The organism is Mycobacterium lehmannii, assembly GCF_002245535.1.
Taxonomy (GTDB): domain Bacteria; phylum Actinomycetota; class Actinomycetes; order Mycobacteriales; family Mycobacteriaceae; genus Mycobacterium; species Mycobacterium lehmannii.
Map to the genome: position 1 here is coordinate 174,288 of NZ_NKCN01000007.1, position 15,758 is coordinate 190,045.

General features: G+C 67.7%; 15 protein-coding genes and 2 tRNA genes. 9 read left to right on the forward strand and 8 right to left on the reverse strand.

Features of this window, described 5'->3' with window-relative positions; translation table 11 throughout:
• Nucleotides 1-33 precede the first annotated feature (33 nt).
• The 6 genes from CEX87_RS10820 to pknB are packed head-to-tail and all read left to right on the forward strand — an operon-like array spanning nucleotide 34 to nucleotide 8,223.
• Nucleotides 34-501 (forward strand): FHA domain-containing protein FhaB/FipA, encoded by a 468-nt coding sequence (locus CEX87_RS10820; protein ID WP_064394676.1) that lies wholly within the window; start codon nucleotides 34-36, stop codon nucleotides 499-501.
• Complete coding sequence (locus CEX87_RS10825) at nucleotides 498-2,078, forward strand: PP2C family protein-serine/threonine phosphatase (RefSeq protein WP_064424887.1); 1,581 nt, start codon at nucleotides 498-500, stop codon at nucleotides 2,076-2,078. The genes CEX87_RS10820 and CEX87_RS10825 overlap by 4 nt, the downstream gene beginning before the upstream one ends.
• Entirely contained in the window at nucleotides 2,075-3,487 is a 1,413-nt protein-coding gene (locus CEX87_RS10830) for an FtsW/RodA/SpoVE family cell cycle protein (RefSeq protein WP_064417717.1), read from the forward strand. The genes CEX87_RS10825 and CEX87_RS10830 overlap by 4 nt, the downstream gene beginning before the upstream one ends.
• Nucleotides 3,484-4,959: a D,D-transpeptidase PbpA gene (gene pbpA, locus CEX87_RS10835; RefSeq protein ID WP_064417718.1), complete on the forward strand. Its 1,476-nt coding sequence runs from the start codon at nucleotides 3,484-3,486 to the stop codon at nucleotides 4,957-4,959. The genes CEX87_RS10830 and pbpA overlap by 4 nt, the downstream gene beginning before the upstream one ends.
• Nucleotides 4,960-5,005: 46 nt before the next feature.
• On the forward strand, nucleotides 5,006-6,349 hold the full coding sequence (locus CEX87_RS10840) for a protein kinase domain-containing protein (protein WP_094287086.1): 1,344 nt from the start codon (nucleotides 5,006-5,008) through the stop codon (nucleotides 6,347-6,349).
• On the forward strand, nucleotides 6,346-8,223 hold the full coding sequence (gene pknB / locus CEX87_RS10845; RefSeq protein WP_064417720.1) for a Stk1 family PASTA domain-containing Ser/Thr kinase: 1,878 nt from the start codon (nucleotides 6,346-6,348) through the stop codon (nucleotides 8,221-8,223). The genes CEX87_RS10840 and pknB overlap by 4 nt, the downstream gene beginning before the upstream one ends.
• Here the strand turns inward: pknB and CEX87_RS10850 are convergent.
• Together CEX87_RS10850 and CEX87_RS10855 are read right to left on the reverse strand one after the other, a co-directional pair.
• Nucleotides 8,201-8,887: an aminodeoxychorismate/anthranilate synthase component II gene (locus CEX87_RS10850; RefSeq protein ID WP_094287105.1), complete on the reverse strand. Its 687-nt coding sequence runs from the start codon at nucleotides 8,885-8,887 to the stop codon at nucleotides 8,201-8,203. The two genes, pknB and CEX87_RS10850, sit on opposite strands and share 23 nt — an antisense overlap.
• 76 nt (nucleotides 8,888-8,963) lie before the next feature.
• A complete protein-coding gene (locus CEX87_RS10855) occupies nucleotides 8,964-9,749 on the reverse strand; it encodes a DUF881 domain-containing protein (protein ID WP_082693595.1) in 786 nt (261 codons plus the stop codon).
• A 94-nt stretch (nucleotides 9,750-9,843) separates the two neighbouring features.
• Here CEX87_RS10855 and crgA point away from each other — a divergent pair, with 94 nt between their 5' ends.
• A complete protein-coding gene (crgA, locus tag CEX87_RS10860) occupies nucleotides 9,844-10,107 on the forward strand; it encodes a cell division protein CrgA (RefSeq protein WP_064394683.1) in 264 nt (87 codons plus the stop codon).
• Between the two features lie 154 nt (nucleotides 10,108-10,261).
• Nucleotides 10,262-10,687 (forward strand): PH domain-containing protein, encoded by a 426-nt coding sequence (locus CEX87_RS10865; RefSeq protein ID WP_064417721.1) that lies wholly within the window; start codon nucleotides 10,262-10,264, stop codon nucleotides 10,685-10,687.
• 96 nt (nucleotides 10,688-10,783) lie between these two features.
• Here CEX87_RS10865 and CEX87_RS10870 read toward each other — a convergent pair whose 3' ends face one another.
• Nucleotides 10,784-11,311 (reverse strand): peptidylprolyl isomerase, encoded by a 528-nt coding sequence (locus tag CEX87_RS10870; protein WP_064346142.1) that lies wholly within the window; start codon nucleotides 11,309-11,311, stop codon nucleotides 10,784-10,786.
• A gap of 106 nt (nucleotides 11,312-11,417) precedes the next feature.
• Between CEX87_RS10870 and cwsA the strand changes: the two genes are divergently transcribed.
• A complete protein-coding gene (cwsA, locus tag CEX87_RS10875) occupies nucleotides 11,418-11,858 on the forward strand; it encodes a cell wall synthesis protein CwsA (RefSeq protein WP_064394685.1) in 441 nt (146 codons plus the stop codon).
• Nucleotides 11,859-11,886: 28 nt separating this feature from the next.
• Here the strand turns inward: cwsA and CEX87_RS10880 are convergent.
• The 5 genes from CEX87_RS10880 to gyrA form a co-directional block, all read right to left on the reverse strand.
• Nucleotides 11,887-11,959, reverse strand: a tRNA-Ala gene (locus tag CEX87_RS10880).
• The gene (locus CEX87_RS27830; protein ID WP_109395601.1) at nucleotides 11,950-12,078 is read right to left on the reverse strand and encodes a hypothetical protein; all 129 of its coding nucleotides are present in this window, start codon (nucleotides 12,076-12,078) and stop codon (nucleotides 11,950-11,952) included. Before CEX87_RS27830 ends, CEX87_RS10880 begins: the two co-directional genes overlap by 10 nt.
• A 16-nt stretch (nucleotides 12,079-12,094) precedes the next feature.
• Nucleotides 12,095-12,168: transfer RNA gene (locus CEX87_RS10885), tRNA-Ile, on the reverse strand.
• A 117-nt stretch (nucleotides 12,169-12,285) separates the two neighbouring features.
• Complete coding sequence (locus CEX87_RS10890; RefSeq protein ID WP_064417735.1) at nucleotides 12,286-13,191, reverse strand: DUF3566 domain-containing protein; 906 nt, start codon at nucleotides 13,189-13,191, stop codon at nucleotides 12,286-12,288.
• A gap of 30 nt (nucleotides 13,192-13,221) precedes the next feature.
• Nucleotides 13,222-15,729, reverse strand: a complete 2,508-nt coding sequence (gyrA, locus tag CEX87_RS10895; RefSeq protein WP_094287087.1) for a DNA gyrase subunit A — start codon at nucleotides 15,727-15,729, stop codon at nucleotides 13,222-13,224.
• Between the last annotated feature and the right edge of the window lie 29 nt (nucleotides 15,730-15,758).

A 15,758-nucleotide genomic window follows, 5' to 3' on the forward strand; every position in this document is an offset into this window, starting at 1 on the left:
GGCTGAACGGGATGGAGACGGAGAGGACGTCAGATGCAGGGGTTGGTACTGCAACTGACGCGCGTCGGATTCCTGTTGCTGCTATGGCTGTTCATCTGGTCGGTGCTGCGAATCCTGCGGACGGATCTCTACGCCCCCACCGGGGCCGTCATGGTGCGGCGCGGGCTGCCGCTGCGCGCCTCGCTGCTACCCAACCGTGCCCGCCGTAACGTGGCCCGTCATCTGGTGGTCATCGAGGGTGCGCTGGCCGGCACCCGCATCACTCTCGGCAGTCAGCCGGTCCTGATCGGGCGGGCCGACGACTCGACGTTGGTCCTGACCGACGACTACGCCTCGACGCGCCACGCGAGGCTGTCGCCTCGAGGTTCGGAATGGTACGTCGAGGACCTAGGATCGACCAACGGCACATACCTCGACAGGGCGAAGGTGACGACGGCGGTACGCGTTCCGATAGGCACGCCGGTTCGGATCGGCAAGACGGTAATCGAGCTGCGCCCGTGACCCTGGTGCTTCGATATGCCGCGCGCAGCGACCGCGGCCTGGTTCGGGCGAACAACGAGGATTCGGTGTACGCCGGCGCCCGCCTGCTGGCGCTGGCCGACGGTATGGGTGGGCACGCCGCCGGCGAAGTGGCCTCTCAGCTGGTGATCGCCGCCCTGGCCCACCTCGACGATGACGAACCCGGCGGCGACCTGCTGAGCAAGCTCGACGCCGCGGTGCGCGAGGGCAACTCCGCGATCGCCGCGCACGTGGAGGCCGACCCCGAGCTCGAGGGCATGGGCACCACGTTGACCGCAATCCTGTTCGCGGGCAACCGGCTTGGCTTGGTGCACATCGGTGACTCGCGCGGCTACATGCTGCGCGACGGGGAGCTCACCCAGATCACCAAAGACGACACGTTCGTCCAGACGCTCGTCGACGAGGGCCGCATCACCGCCGAGGAGGCGCACAGCCATCCGCAGCGGTCGTTGATCATGCGCGCGCTGACCGGCCACGAGGTCGAGCCCACGCTCATCATGCGGGAGGCGCGCGCAGGCGACCGCTATCTGCTGTGCTCCGACGGCCTGTCTGACCCGGTCAGCCACGAGACCATCCTCGAAGCGCTGCAGATCTCCGATGTCGCCGAAAGTGCCGACCGGCTCATCGAATTGGCGCTGCGCGGCGGCGGTCCCGACAACGTCACCGTCGTGGTTGCCGATGTCATCGACAACAACGCCTACGACTACGGGCAGACCCAGCCGATCATCGCCGGTGCGGTATCGGGTGATGATGACCAACCACCACCCAACACCGCGGCCGGTCGCGCGTCGGCGTTCAACCCGCGACGCAACGAAGCCAAGCGCGCGCTACCGGAACCGGAGGAACCGCCGCGACCGCCCAAGTCGCGGCGGCGAATGTTCATCGCCGCCGCCCTCGTGGTACTGGTCGTTTTGGCCGGACTGGCCGTCGGTCGCGAGATCATCCGCAGCAACTTCTACGTCACCGCCCATGACGACGTCGTCTCGATCATGCGAGGTGTGCCCGGATCGATCCTCGGCTATCCGCTGCAGGAGCCGTACCGAAAGGGCTGCCTGACCGAACGCAACGGGCTGACCCTCATCAGTCCCGGCCAGGAACCGCGCGACTGTCAGCCATTTCGGGTCAGCGACCTCAAACCGTCCGAACAGCGGCAGGTCATCTCCGGTCTGCCGACCGGGTCGGAGGATCAGGCGATCACCCAGATCAACCAGTTGGCGCGCGATTCTCTGCTGCCGATCTGCACGCCGCCGCCACCACCGGCGCCGCGCACGACTGCGCCGCACAGTCCGGGGCCGCCGAATTCACCTGGCCTGCCGAACAATCCGCCCCCTCGTGGTGAGGATGGCACCCCGGCACCCGAGACCCCCCGAACGGTGACGCCGCCGCCTCCGACACCGAAACCGCCACCTGCGCCGGAGTCTCCGCGGGCCGAACCGGGCACACCGCCGCCGCCCGAATCTCCGGAGTCGCCGGCTCCCAAACCGCCGCCACCCCCGACCGTCACCGCGCTGCCGCCTCCGCCACCCGAGCCGGGAGTCAACTGCCGGGAAGTCTCATGACGACCCAACCGCAGTCCGCCGTCTCCGTCGCGCCTCCACTTCCCAACCGGCGCAACGCCGAACTGCTCCTGCTGGGTTTCGCCACCGTCATCACCACCCTTGCGCTCCTGCTCGTCGAGGCGAACCAGGAACAGGGACTGCATTGGGATCTCGCGCGCTACACCGTCGCGTACATGGCGCTCTTCAGCGGTGCACACCTTGCGATACGACGCTTCGCCCCGTACGCCGATCCGCTCTTGCTGCCGGTCGTCGCGCTGCTGAACGGCTTGGGGCTGGTGATGATTCACCGCCTCGACCTTGCCGCGGGCGAACTGTCCCAGGACGGCCTCGGCGGCACGGCGAACCAGCAGATGCTGTGGACCCTGCTCGGCGTCGTCGGGTTCTCGCTCATCGTGATCTTTCTTCGTGACCACCGCCTGCTGGCCCGCTACGGCTACGTGTGCGGGCTCAGCGGCCTGGTCCTGCTGGCCATCCCCGCCGTGCTGCCGCGCGCGTTGTCCGAACAGAACGGCGCCAAGATATGGATCAGGTTGCCGGGCTTCTCGATTCAGCCCGCCGAGTTCTCCAAGATTCTGTTGCTGATCTTCTTCGCCGCGGTCCTGGTTTCCAAGCGCAGTGTGTTCACCAGCGCCGGAAAACACGTCCTCGGCATGGATCTGCCCCGGCCCCGTGACCTCGCGCCACTGCTGGCCGCGTGGATCGCCTCGGTCGGCGTGATGATTTTCGAGAAGGACCTCGGCACTTCGCTGCTGCTGTACGCGTCGTTTCTGGTGCTGGTCTACGCGGCGACCGACCGGCTCAGCTGGGTCGTCATCGGGCTGGCCTTGTTCGCCGCGGGAAGCGTTGTGGCATATCACCTTTTCGACCACGTGCAGGTGCGGGTGCAGACGTGGCTCGACCCGTTCGCCGATCCCGACGGCGCGGGCTACCAGATGGTGCAGTCGTTGTTCAGCTTCGCCACCGGGGGCATCTTCGGCACCGGCCTCGGCAACGGTCAGCCCGGCACGGTTCCCGCCGCGTCGACCGACTTCATCATCGCCGCGGTCGGTGAGGAACTCGGTCTGGTCGGGCTGGCCGCGGTGCTCATGCTCTACACCATCGTGATCATCCGCGGCCTGCGCACCGCGATCGCCGTGCGGGACAGCTTCGGAAAGCTTCTCGCCGCGGGCCTGGCCTCGACGCTCGCGCTGCAGCTGTTCATCGTCGTCGGCGGTGTCACCAAACTCATTCCGCTGACCGGGCTGACCACGCCGTGGCTGTCCTACGGCGGCTCGTCGCTGCTGGCCAACTACGTGCTGCTGGCAATCCTGGTGCGCATCTCGCACGCCGCGCGGCGCCCGATCATCGCCGGACCACAGACACCCACCCCGATCGCGGCGGCCAGCACCGAGGTGATCGAAAAAGTATGAACACCTCGCTGCGCCGCATCGCCGTCACGGTCATGGCCTTGATCGTGCTGTTGTTGGGCAATGCCACGCTGACGCAGGTCTTGACGGCCGACGGGTTGCGCTCGGATCCGCGCAACCAGCGGGTGCTGCTCGACGAGTACTCCCGGCAGCGCGGGCAGATCTCCGCGGGCGGCCAGCTGCTGGCGTATTCGGTGTCCACCAACGGCCGGTTCCGCTTCCTGCGGGTGTATCCCAATCCGCTGGCCTACGCCCCGGTCACCGGCTTCTACTCGCTGCAGTACTCGAGCAGCGGGCTGGAACGCGCCGAGGACTCCATCCTCAACGGCTCTGACGAGCGCCTGTTCGGCCGCAGACTCGCCGACTTCTTCACCGGCCGCGATCCGCGCGGCGGAAACGTCGACACCACGATCAAGCCGCAGGTGCAGCAGGCGGCCTGGGACGCGCTGGAAGAGGGCTGCGACGGTCCGTGCAAGGGTTCGGTGGTGGCCATCGAGCCGTCGACCGGCAAGATCCTGGCGATGGTGTCGTCGCCGTCCTACGACCCGAATCTGCTGGCCACCCACGACATGGCCGCCCAGACCGAGGCGTGGCAGCGCCTGCGCGACGACGCCGAATCGCCGCTGCTGAACCGGGCGATCTCCGAGACCTACCCGCCGGGGTCGACCTTCAAGGTGATCACCACCGCGGCGGCGCTGCAGCGCGGCGCGACGGTGAACACGCAGCTCACCGCGGAACCGCGAATTCCGTTGCCGGACAGCACCGCAACGCTGGAGAACTTCGGCGGCTCGGCCTGCGGCGGCGGGCCCACCACGTCGCTGCGGGAGGCGTTCTCCCGGTCCTGCAACACCGCGTTCGTCGAACTGGGGATCGACACCGGCGCGGACGCACTGCGTTCGACGGCGCGCGGGTTCGGGCTCGACGCACCGGCGCCGACGATCCCGCTGCAGGTGGTCGAGTCCCGCGTCGGTCCCATCCCCGACGCCGCCGCCCTGGGCATGTCGAGCATCGGGCAGAAGGACGTCGCGCTCACACCCCTGCAGAACGCCCAGATCGCCGCGGCCATCGCCAACAATGGAGTGGCGATGAAGCCGTATCTGGTCGATAACCTGAAGGGACCGGACCTCGCGAACATCGCCACGACGGCGCCGCAGGAGCAGCGCCGGGCGGTGTCGGAGCAGGTCGCCGATACACTTACGGACTTGATGGTCGCCGCCGAGCAGGTGACTCAGCAGAAGGGAGCCATCGCCGGCGTGCAGATCGCATCCAAGACCGGCACAGCGGAGCACGGTACCGATCCACGTAACACCCCTCCGCATGCCTGGTACATCGCCTTCGCCCCGGCCCAGGCCCCCAAGGTGGCGGTCGCGGTTCTGGTCGAGAACGGCGGTAACCGGCTGTCGGCGACCGGCGGCGCGCTGGCCGCTCCGATCGGCCGGGCCACGATCGCCGCGGCCCTGCGGGAGGGCTCATGACAGCCCGGCAGCAAGCCGTCTGCGCGGCATGTGACCAGGGGGCCGTATGACGGCTCGCGTAGGAGTGACGCTGTCGGGGCGCTACCGGTTGAAGCGGTTGATCGCCACCGGCGGCATGGGACAGGTCTGGGAGGCCGTGGACTCGCGGCTGGGCCGCAGCGTCGCGGTGAAGGTGCTCAAGGCCGAGTACTCCACCGACCCCGAGTTCGTCGAACGGTTCCGCGCCGAGGCCCGCACCGTCGCCATGCTCAACCATCCCGGCATCGCCAGCGTGTACGACTACGGCGAGACCGATATGGACGGCGAGGGGCGCACCGCCTACCTGGTGATGGAGCTCGTCAACGGTGAACCGCTGAACTCGGTGCTCAAACGGACCGGCAGGTTGTCGCTGCGCCATGCGCTCGACATGCTCGAGCAGACGGGCCGGGCCCTGCAGGTCGCCCACACCGCGGGTTTGGTGCACCGCGACGTGAAGCCGGGCAACATCTTGATCACGCCGACGGGCCAGGTCAAGCTCACCGACTTCGGCATCGCCAAGGCCGTCGACGCCGCACCCGTCACGCAGACCGGCATGGTGATGGGCACCGCCCAGTACATCGCCCCCGAGCAGGCGCTGGGCCACGATGCCACCGCGGCCAGCGATGTCTACGCGCTGGGAGTCGTTGGCTACGAATCGGTTTCGGGTAAGCGGCCGTTCACCGGTGACGGTGCGCTGACGGTGGCGATGAAGCACATCAAGGAGACGCCGCCCCCGCTTCCCGCCGACCTGCCGCCCAACGTGCGCGAGCTGATCGAGATCACGCTCGTCAAGAACCCCGGCATGCGCTACCGCTCCGGTGGTGCGTTCGCCGACGCGGTGGCGGCGGTGCGCTCCGGACGGCGCCCGCCGCGGCCGAACGCCGCGCCCTCCATCGGACGGGCCGCGCCCACCGCCGTGCCGTCGGCCACGCAGGCCCGCGCCGCCGCCGATATGACCGGGCGCGCCCCGGCCACCGCCGCCCGCCAGCGCTCGGCGACGGGCAGCCATCGGCCTCCCCCGCCGCGGCGGACGTTCTCCTCCGGCCAGCGCGCGCTGTTGTGGGCCGCGGGCGTGTTGGGAGCGTTGGCGATCATCATCGCGATCCTGATCGTGCTCAACGCCCAGGACCGCCAGGACCGGCAAACCCCGCCGCCGACGATCACCAACACGATCACCGAGACCACCCCCTTCGCGGCACCGGAGGCGCTTCCGGACCGGACCGTCCGCGAAAGCGATGGCGGTGGTGATGGACAATCAGGGGTAACCACACCGCAGGCGATGGCGTCACCGGCAATGCCGCTGGTATCGCTGTCAGCCCCGGCACAGGAGCCCTACCAGCGGTATTCGGCTCCAGAACAGACATTGCAATGACGACCCCGCAACACCTGTCCGACCGCTATGAGCTCGGCGAGATCCTCGGCTTCGGCGGCATGTCCGAGGTCCACCTCGCGCGCGACGTACGGCTGCACCGCGACGTCGCGATCAAGGTGCTGCGCGCCGACCTCGCCCGCGACCCGAGCTTCTATCTGAGGTTCCGTCGCGAGGCCCAGAACGCCGCGGCGCTCAACCACCCGGCCATCGTCGCGGTCTACGACACCGGCGAGGCCGAGACCCCTCAAGGCCCGCTGCCCTACATCGTCATGGAGTACGTCGACGGCGTGACGCTGCGCGACATCGTCCACAACGACGGCCCGATGGAGGCGCGGCGGGCGATCGAGGTGATCGCCGACGCCTGCCAGGCGCTGAACTTCAGCCATCAGCACGGCATCATCCACCGCGACGTCAAACCGGCCAACATCATGATCAGCAAGACCGGTGCGGTGAAGGTGATGGACTTCGGCATCGCCCGGGCACTGGCCGACGCCAACAGCGTCACCCAGACCGCAGCGGTGATCGGCACCGCGCAGTACCTCTCGCCCGAACAGGCCCGCGGCGAAAAGGTAGACGCCCGCTCCGACGTCTACTCGCTGGGCTGCGTGCTCTACGAAATCCTCACCGGGGAGCCACCTTTCATCGGTGACTCGCCCGTGGCGGTGGCCTACCAGCACGTCCGTGAGGATCCGGTACCGCCGTCGCAGCGCAATCCCGCGATCGGCCCCGAACTGGACGCGGTGGTGCTCAAGTCGTTGGCCAAAAACCCCGACAACCGGTATCAGACCGCCGCCGAGATGCGTGCCGATCTGGTCCGGGTGCACAGCGGCGAACAACCGGAAGCGCCCAAGGTGTTCACCGACGCCGAACGCAGCTCGCTGCTGTCGGCGCCGACGGGCCACGAGCGCACCGAGCCGATCGACCCGATGCCACCGGTGCCGGCCCCCGACGACTCCGACCGCGACCGTCGCGGCTCGGTCGCCCGGTGGCTGGCAGCGGTCGCGGTGCTGGCCGTCCTCACGGTCGTGGTCACCGTCGCGATCAACATGTTCGGCGGAACCACCCGCAGCGTCGAAGTGCCCGACGTCAGCGGTCAGCCGTCGGCGGACGCGATCGCCGAGCTGCAGAACCGCGGCTTCAAGACCAGGACCCAACAGCGCCCGGACTCCACGGTGCCTCCCGACCACGTGATCGGCACCGACCCCAGCGCCGACTCGTCGGTCGAAGCGGGCGAGGAGATCACCATCAACGTCTCCACCGGCCCGGAGCAGCGCGAGGTCCCCGACGTCAAGAATCTGTCCTACACCCAGGCGACGGAGCGGCTGAAAGAGGCCGGCTTCGAGAAGTTCAAGTCGTCATCGTCGCCGTCGACACCCGAGCTGAAGGACAAGGTGCTGGGCACCAATCCCCCGGCCAACCAGACGTCCGCGATCACCAACGAGATCACGATCATCGTCGGTTCCGGTCCGCAGAGCCGTCCCGTGCCGAACGTCGAGAACCAGCCGGAGGCGCCGGCGCGCCAGATCCTGACCGCCGCCGGGTTCACCAACGTGGTGTCCGTCCAGGTCGACAGCCCCGAACCGTGCGGACAGGTCATCGGCACCCTGCCTGCGGCCGGCCAAGACACGGCGGTCGACGCGCCCATCCAGCTGCAGCTCTCGGCGTGCAACCAGTTCCTGATGCCCGACCTGCGGGGCATGTTCTGGACGGACGCGGAGCCGCGGCTACGAGCGCTGGGCTGGACGGGCTTCCTGGACAAGGGCGCCGACGTGCAGAACAGCGGTCAGCGCACCAACGCGGTGGTGACTCAGAGCCCGGCGCCCGGCAGCGGCGTCAACTTCGGGGACACGATCACGCTGAGCTTCGCGTCGTAGCCGCTTCGCGGCCCGCGGCGATGGCGCTGGTGACTTCGTCTTCCAGCTGCCGAACCAGGGACTCGGCAGGCGCTGCGCCGCAGTAGCCCAGCCAGTTCGCCAACATTCGGTGACCACCCTCGGTCAGGATCGACTCGGGGTGGAATTGCACGCCGTGGATCGGCAACCCGACATGGCGCACAGCCATGATGACGCCGCCTTCAGTGCGCGCGATGACCTCGAGTTCGTCGGGCACCGTGTCGGGCAGGATCGTCAGCGAGTGGTACCTGGTAGCGGTGAACGGATTCGGAAGCCCTTGCATCACACCGGAATTCGTGTGGTGGACGACGCTGGTCTTCCCGTGCAGCAGTTCGGGTGCACGGTCCACGGTGCCGCCGAACGCGACGCCGATCGCCTGATGCCCGAGGCAGACGCCCAGCAGCGGGGTACCGGCCGTGGCGCACGCCTTGACGAGCGGGATCGAGGCGCCCGCCCGCTCAGGCGTGCCTGGGCCGGGGGACAGCAGCACTCCGTCGAAATCAGCGGCGGCCTTGGCGATATCGGCATCGGTGGCCAGTCGGTCGTCGTCGTTGCGCCACACCTGAGCCTGCACCCCGAGCTGACCGAGGTATTGCACCAGGTTGAACACGAAGCTGTCGTAGTTGTCGACGACCAAGACCTGCATCAGCACAGGTTACTGGTTACGCATTCGGCCTATCGGATTGCGCAGGTGCGACGTGCCACACCGGCGCAGGCTCCGCTCAATATCCGATCGGGCCCGCGGGCTTGGCGAACTGCATCCGCAGCGGTTCCTTGTGGCCGACCAGTTCGACCGACGCCCGCGGATCTTCCGAATAACCCAGGCCGAACCGCACCACGTACTGGCGGTAGAGCGTGACCAGGGGAGCAGCGGCCAACGCCGCCTGCATCGCGGGCGCGTCGCCGATCGCGGTGATGACGTAGGGCGGACTGTACGTGCGCCCGTTGAGCAGCAGGGTGTTGCCGACGCATCTGGGCGCGGACGTGCCGATGATGCGCTGGTCCTGCATCTGAATGCCCTCGGCCCCCGCACTCCACAACGCGTTCAGCACAGCGTCGATGTCCTGCTGGTGCACCACGAGGTCGTCGGGGGTGGCGTCGCGGGGGAAGCGGCCCTCGGCGTCGCGTTGCGCGTCGTTGAGCGTGACGACCAGGCCTGGGCCACGCAGCGGTTCCAGGCCCGCCTCGGCGGCCAACCGCGCCGAGCGTGCGGTGATCGCGGTCAGTGCCGCATCCGCGCCCGGGCTGCCCCCATGGTGGCTGTCGACGGTCGACACCAGCGCATCGCGTTCTGCGCTGAGCCGGTCCACGGACTGCTGGGTCTCGCGGACCAGGTCGACCAGACGCGGAGCGTCGCTGCGGCGGATCTCGTCGCCGCCGGAGACACCGTGGGTGGCGGCGAGCAGCAGGCCGGCGAGCAGACACACCACCGGCACCCCGTACCGCCACGACGTCGACCGCCGACCGACCGCCTTCGGTGTCGGCTTCCGACGATGCGACCGCTGCAACTGGCTTCCCTGACTCTGGTGTGCCGGACCTACGTTAGGCTCGTAGGTACATCGTCGCACTCAAGTAGTTCCGAAGTAGTCCCGAAGGTCACCCATGCCCAAGTCCAAGGTCCGCAAGAAGAACGACTTCGCCGCCAACCCGGTGAGCCGTACGCCCGTCAAGGTCAAAGCCGGGCCGTCGAGCACCTGGTTCGTCGTGCTGTTCGTCAGCCTGATGCTGATCGGTTTGGTCTGGCTGCTGGTCTTTCAGCTGGCATCGTCGGCCATCCCGTTCCTCGCCGAGCTGGGCCCGTGGAACTACGCGATCGCCTTTGCCTTCATGATTACCGGGCTGTTGCTCACCATGCGGTGGCGCTGAGATTCTTCCCCCTCGAATGAATTCAACCTCGTCGCCTGGCGTTACCCTGCCAGCAACCGTCCGGTAATCGGATCACACTGATGTGATTCATCCCCATTGGGGATAGCACTTGTGGATAACCGCATACATCCCGGTGGAAGGGTGTGGAGAACGCGTGCAGCAAACTCAGTGGAGCCCACCCGTCGGTGGCATCGCCGCATGCGCCGTAGGCGGAATTATCTTGGCTACCGTCGCTGTGAGCCTGATCACAGACCCGCCGGGGCGTCTTCTCGGGGGCGTTGCCGGGGTGGGTTTGCTCGTGTTTGCAATCTTCTCGTGGCGCGCGCGACCCAAGCTGGCAATCAAAAATGACGTCCTCGTCAGCCGCGGGTGGTTCGGCACCAAGGTTTTGCCACGCGCCGAGATCAAACTGATCCGGATCACCGAGTTCCGCCGGTTGGCCCGCAAAGTCCGGCTACTCGAGATCGACACCCACAGCGGGGACCTGATCGTGTTCACCCGTTGGGATCTGGGCACCGACCCGCTGCACGTGCTCGACGCGCTGACCCAGGCCGGCTACGCCGCCCCCGCTCCTGACTAGCAGACGTACAGGCGCGCGAGACTACGGTTTCTGACACGTACGGCGCGAAATCCGTCAGAAACCGTCGTCTCGGCGACGCGTAGGCCGGTGTTTAAATCAGGCGATCGTGATCGAATCGACGACCACCGGGTCGGTCGGACGGTCGCTGCGGTCGGTCGCGGTGGTCGCGATGGCGTCGACGACCTTCTGCGATTCCGGGTCGACGACCTCGCCGAAGATCGTGTGCTTGCGATTGAGGTGCGGGGTCTTGGTCACCGTGATGAAGAACTGCGAGCCGTTGGTGCCGGGTCCTGCGTTGGCCATGGCCAGCAGGTAGGGCCGGTCGAACTGCAACTCGGGGTGGAACTCGTCTTCGAACTTGTAGCCCGGCCCGCCGCGACCCGTACCGGTGGGGTCGCCGCCCTGGATCATGAAGCCGTCGATGATGCGATGGAAGACCACGCCGTCGTAGAAGGGTCCGGACGTGCCGCCCGATGCGTTCTCACCGCTGTAGTCCTTGGTTCCCTGCGCAAGGCCGACGAAGTTGGCCACGGTCTTGGGCGCATGGTTACCGAAGAGTGCGATCTTGATGTCGCCGCGGTTGGTGTGCAGTGTCGCGGTCGCTGTCTGAATGGGGCTCGTCACGGGATGTCAGTGTGCCACGCCGCCTTCGGCGCCCTTCCGGCACCGTTGGGTTCCGGTAAATGGCAGGCTGTTGTGGTCGCACCCCGGCCGCGAGAAAGGCACGCCCATGAGCACCAGGACCGAGATCCGGTTGACCCCCGGCCAGCGGTTGAGCCGCGGCCTGAAGTACACGGCGGTCGGGCCGGTCGATGTCACACGCGGGGCTCTGGGTCTCGGGGTCAACGGTGCACAGTCCTCGGCGGCGTGGGTGGGGGACCGGTATCGCCGGGGCCGCATCAAGGCTCAGCTGAGCGAGGACCTGGCCGCCGCGCAACAGGCGATCGCGCAGGAGCTCGTCGCGGCGCAGGAAGCCGTTTCCCAGGTGTTGCAAGGAGCGGCCCCGGCGCGTGCGGCGAAGACCAGGCAGCGCAGGCGTCGGCTGGTGTTGGCGGCCGCCGGCGTCATCGCGGTCGCCGGGGGAGCGGTGGCGTTCTCGATCGTGCGCCGGTCGACGCAGCCGGAGCCCTCGCCGCTGCCGCCGAGTGTGGAAGTGACGCCGAAACCCTGAAGCGATCAGGGCCGGGCGGGAATCGAAGTGGAGCCTAGGAGAATCGAACTCCTGACATCTACCTTGCAAAGGTAGCGCTCTACCAACTGAGCTAAGGCCCCTGGTCTGCTGGCGGCGCATCGGGCGCCGCGTGCCACACCTCGATGCCGTGGCGCGAGCGCCAGACCGCGACGGAGACTGCCGCGACGATCGCCGTGGCGATCAGCAGCACCCGCCTCATGGTGTGAACCTTTCCGTGGGGCTAGGAGGACTCGAACCTCCGACCTCTTCGTTATCAGCGAAGCGCTCTAACCGCCTGAGCTATAGCCCCGTACCGCCTGCATGGCCGAGCGACGAGATTACCGCAATCGTGGGCTCGCGCCCAAACCGCGGTGTGCGCCTCAGTCCCGTCGGCGGGCCGACAATCAGTCCCGTCGGCGGGCCGACATCAATCCCGGTCGGCGAGCGTGACTTCCACGCCGCCGACCAGGTCCGTGGTCAGGTTGTAGATGAACGCGCCGATGGTCGCCATCGCGGTCAGCAGCACGATGTTGACCAACCCGATCAGCGTGGCACCGCCAAAGATGGTTCCGCTGGACACCAGCTCACCGCCGGAACCACCGCCCGCGCTGGTGAGCAGGTCGCCGACGTTGGTGTTCAGCTTGCTCCACACGCCCATCCCGCCGAGCACGAGGTACAGGAACGCGACGGCGATCATCCACACGAAGAACAGCGCGACCGACAGCACCGCCGACACCTTCAGCGTGCTCCACGGGTCGATCCGGCGGATCTGCATGCTGGCCCGCACCGGGCCCTTATGCCGCGCGCCGACCTGGACGCGGGCGGCGGACGGGGGCCGGCTTCCCGGTTCCTGGTGCGGGCGGTCGGCGGGTTTACGCTGCTGCGCCGGGCGCGGCATCGGCCCGGACAGGTCCGGTAGCTCGCTCGCGTATGCCTCAGGCCGTGGTGACGGTGACTCGGGCCGCTCGCTGCGCGCCGGCACCTCTTCAGTCGGTGTCGAACCGCCCACCATGAAGCGGTTCGGTCGGCCACCGACATTGGGGGAGTGGTTCGGATTGCCGCGCTGGTCCTCGGCTGTCCGCTCAGGTGGATGCCCGTCGTCGCCCTGGCCGCCCTCGCGCGGGCCCGGCCCAGGAGCCCGCCGCGGTGGCTCCGGAGGCCGCTGACCCGGCTGCGCGGTCCGCGCCGCGGGGCCGCGCTGCCATGGCGGCACCTCGGCGCGGTCGGGAACCTCGGACCGCGTGCCGAGGGCGTCCTGGTTGGTCGCGGAGCCGTTGGCGCCGCCTGGACTGTCGCCCCCGCGGGGGCGTCCCGGCTCGTTCGGTGAACTCACCTACGGCTCCTCACTGGTCCCGTCCCCGGATCAGGCACCGGGGTCGGTGTTGACCTCGTCGGTGCTGTCGCCTTCCTCCGCGTTGCGCGCGATGGCTATCAGTGTCGTGCCCTCACCCAGGTTCATCAACCGAACGCCCTTGGTTTGCCGCCCGGCCTTGCGAACCTGGCGAGCCGCCGTCCGGATGACGCCCCCACCGGAAGTGATGGCGTACAACTCTGTGTCGTCATCGACGATCAACGCACCCACAAGATTGCCACGGCGCTTGTCGAATTGGATCGTCAGTACCCCTTTACCGCCGCGGCCCTGCACCGGGTACTCCTCGATCGCGGTGCGCTTGGCGTACCCGCCGGAGGTGGCGACCAGCAGATATGTATCCGGCCGCACCACGTTCAGCGACAGCAGCTCGTCGTCGGTGTTGAACCGCATGCCCTGCACACCGGAGGTCGCCCGGCCCATCGGCCGCAGCGCCTCGTCGGTTGCCGAGAACCGGATGGACTGACCCTTGGCCGACACCAGCAACAGGTCGTCGTCGGCCGAGCACAGCACCGCACCCACCAGTTCGTCGCCGTCGCGCAGGTTGATCGCGACGATGCCGCCGGAGCGGTTGGAGTCGAAGTCCACCAGCCGCGACTTCTTCACCAGACCGTTGCGGGTGGCCAACACCAGGTACGGCGCATCCTCGTAGGTCTTGAGCTGGATGACCTGCGCAATCCGCTCTTCGGGCTGGAACGCCAGCAGGTTCGCCACATGCTGGCCCCGAGCGGTGCGCGACGCCTCGGGCAGTTCGTATGCCTTGGCGCGATAGACCCGGCCCTGAGTGGTGAAGAACAGGATCCAGTCGTGCGTCGAGCAGACAAAGAAGTGGTTGACGATGTCATCCTGCTTGAGCCCGGCGCCCTGCACGCCCTTGCCGCCGCGCTTCTGGCTGCGGTACAGGTCGGTCTTGGTGCGCTTGGCGTAGCCGGTCTCGGTGATCGTGACGACGACGTCCTCGCGGGCGATCAGATCCTCGTCGGCGACCTCACCGTCGGCGGCCACGATCCTGGTGCGCCGGTCGTCGCCGTACTTGTCGACGATCTCTTTGAGCTCGTCGCGCACGATCGCGCGCTGCCGCTCGGGCTTGGCCAGGATGTCCTCGAGGTCGGCGATCTCGGCCTCGATCTTGGCCAGGTCGTCGACGATGCGCTGCCGTTCCAGTGCGGCCAGGCGACGCAGCTGCATGTCCAGGATCGCCTGGGCCTGGATGTCGTCGATGTCGAGCAGCTCGATCAGGCCTTGGCGCGCCACGTCGACGGTCTCCGACGCCCGGATCAACGCGATCACCTCATCGAGCGCGTCGAGCGCCTTGACCAGCCCGCGCAGGATGTGGGCCCGCTCATTGGCCTTGCGCAACCGGTAGCGGGTGCGCCGCACGATCACGTCGAGTTGGTGATTCACGTAATGGCGGATCAGCTGGTCGAGGCGCAACGTCCGCGGAACGCCGTCGACGATGGACAGCATGTTGGCCCCGAAGCTGGTCTGCAGCTGGGTGTGCTTGTAGAGGTTGTTGAGCACCACCTTGGCGACCGCATCGCGTTTGATCTCGATGACGATGCGCAGCCCGATGCGGTCGCTGGACTGGTCCTCGATGTTGGAGATCCCGGCAAGCTTGCCGTCGCGGACCTGCTCGGCGACCGAGGTGATGAAGTTGTCGTGGTTGACCTGATACGGCAGCTCGGTGATGACGATGCCGGTGCGGCCGCGGCTGTCCTCCTCGATCTCGACGACGCCGCGCATGCGCACCGACCCACGGCCGGTGGTGTACATGTCGCTGATGCCCTGGGACCCCACGATCAGGCCCGAGGTGGGGAAGTCCGGGCCTTTGACGCGTTCGGTGACCGCGGCCAGCGTGGCTTCCTCGTCGGCGTCGAAGTTCTCCAGACACCAGTACACCGCGTCGGCCAGCTCACGCAGGTTATGCGGCGGAATGTTGGTGGCCATACCGACGGCGATACCGCCCGAGCCGTTGGCCAACAGGTTGGGGAACCGGCTCGGCAGTACCGTGGGCTCCTGCACCCGCCCGTCGTAGTTCGGGATGAAATCGACTGTCTCCTCGTCGATTTCGCGCAGCATCTCCATGGCCAGGGGAGTGAGCCGTGCTTCGGTGTAGCGCATGGCGGCTGGCGGGTCGTTGCCCGGCGAGCCGAAGTTGCCCTGCCCGTCGACCAGCGGGTAACGCAACGACCATGGCTGGGCCATCCGGACCAGCGTGTCGTAGATCGACGCGTCACCGTGCGGGTGGTAGTTACCCATCGTTTCGGCAACGGAGCGTGCGGATTTCGCGTGGCTGCGGTCGGGACGGAAGCCGGAGTCGAACATCGCGTAGAGCACCCGCCGGTGCACGGGCTTGAGGCCATCGCGCACCTCGGGCAGCGCGCGGCCGACGATCACGCTCATCGCGTAGTCGATGTAGCTGCGCTGCATCTCCTGCTGGATGTCGACCGGTTCGATGCGGTCGCCTGCTTCGTCGCCGGGCGGCAACGTCGTGTCAGTCATCAGTCAGCCTTAGTATCGGTTGAATTTGC

Bases quoted from the DNA above. Each gene is read 5' to 3' on its own strand.
- CEX87_RS10840 (WP_094287086.1), top strand. From the start codon at position 5,006: ATGACGGCTCGCGTAGGAGTGACGCTGTCGGGGCGCTACCGGTTGAAG.
- cwsA (WP_064394685.1), top strand. From the start codon at position 11,418: ATGAGCACCAGGACCGAGATCCGGTTGACCCCCGGCCAGCGGTTGAGC.
- crgA (WP_064394683.1), top strand. From the start codon at position 9,844: ATGCCCAAGTCCAAGGTCCGCAAGAAGAACGACTTCGCCGCCAACCCG.
- CEX87_RS10820 (WP_064394676.1), top strand. From the start codon at position 34: ATGCAGGGGTTGGTACTGCAACTGACGCGCGTCGGATTCCTGTTGCTG.
- pknB (WP_064417720.1), top strand. From the start codon at position 6,346: ATGACGACCCCGCAACACCTGTCCGACCGCTATGAGCTCGGCGAGATC.
- CEX87_RS10850 (WP_094287105.1), bottom strand. From the start codon at position 8,887: ATGCAGGTCTTGGTCGTCGACAACTACGACAGCTTCGTGTTCAACCTG.
- pbpA (WP_064417718.1), top strand. From the start codon at position 3,484: ATGAACACCTCGCTGCGCCGCATCGCCGTCACGGTCATGGCCTTGATC.
- CEX87_RS27830 (WP_109395601.1), bottom strand. From the start codon at position 12,078: ATGAGGCGGGTGCTGCTGATCGCCACGGCGATCGTCGCGGCAGTCTCC.
- gyrA (WP_094287087.1), bottom strand. From the start codon at position 15,729: ATGACTGACACGACGTTGCCGCCCGGCGACGAAGCAGGCGACCGCATC.
- CEX87_RS10830 (WP_064417717.1), top strand. From the start codon at position 2,075: ATGACGACCCAACCGCAGTCCGCCGTCTCCGTCGCGCCTCCACTTCCC.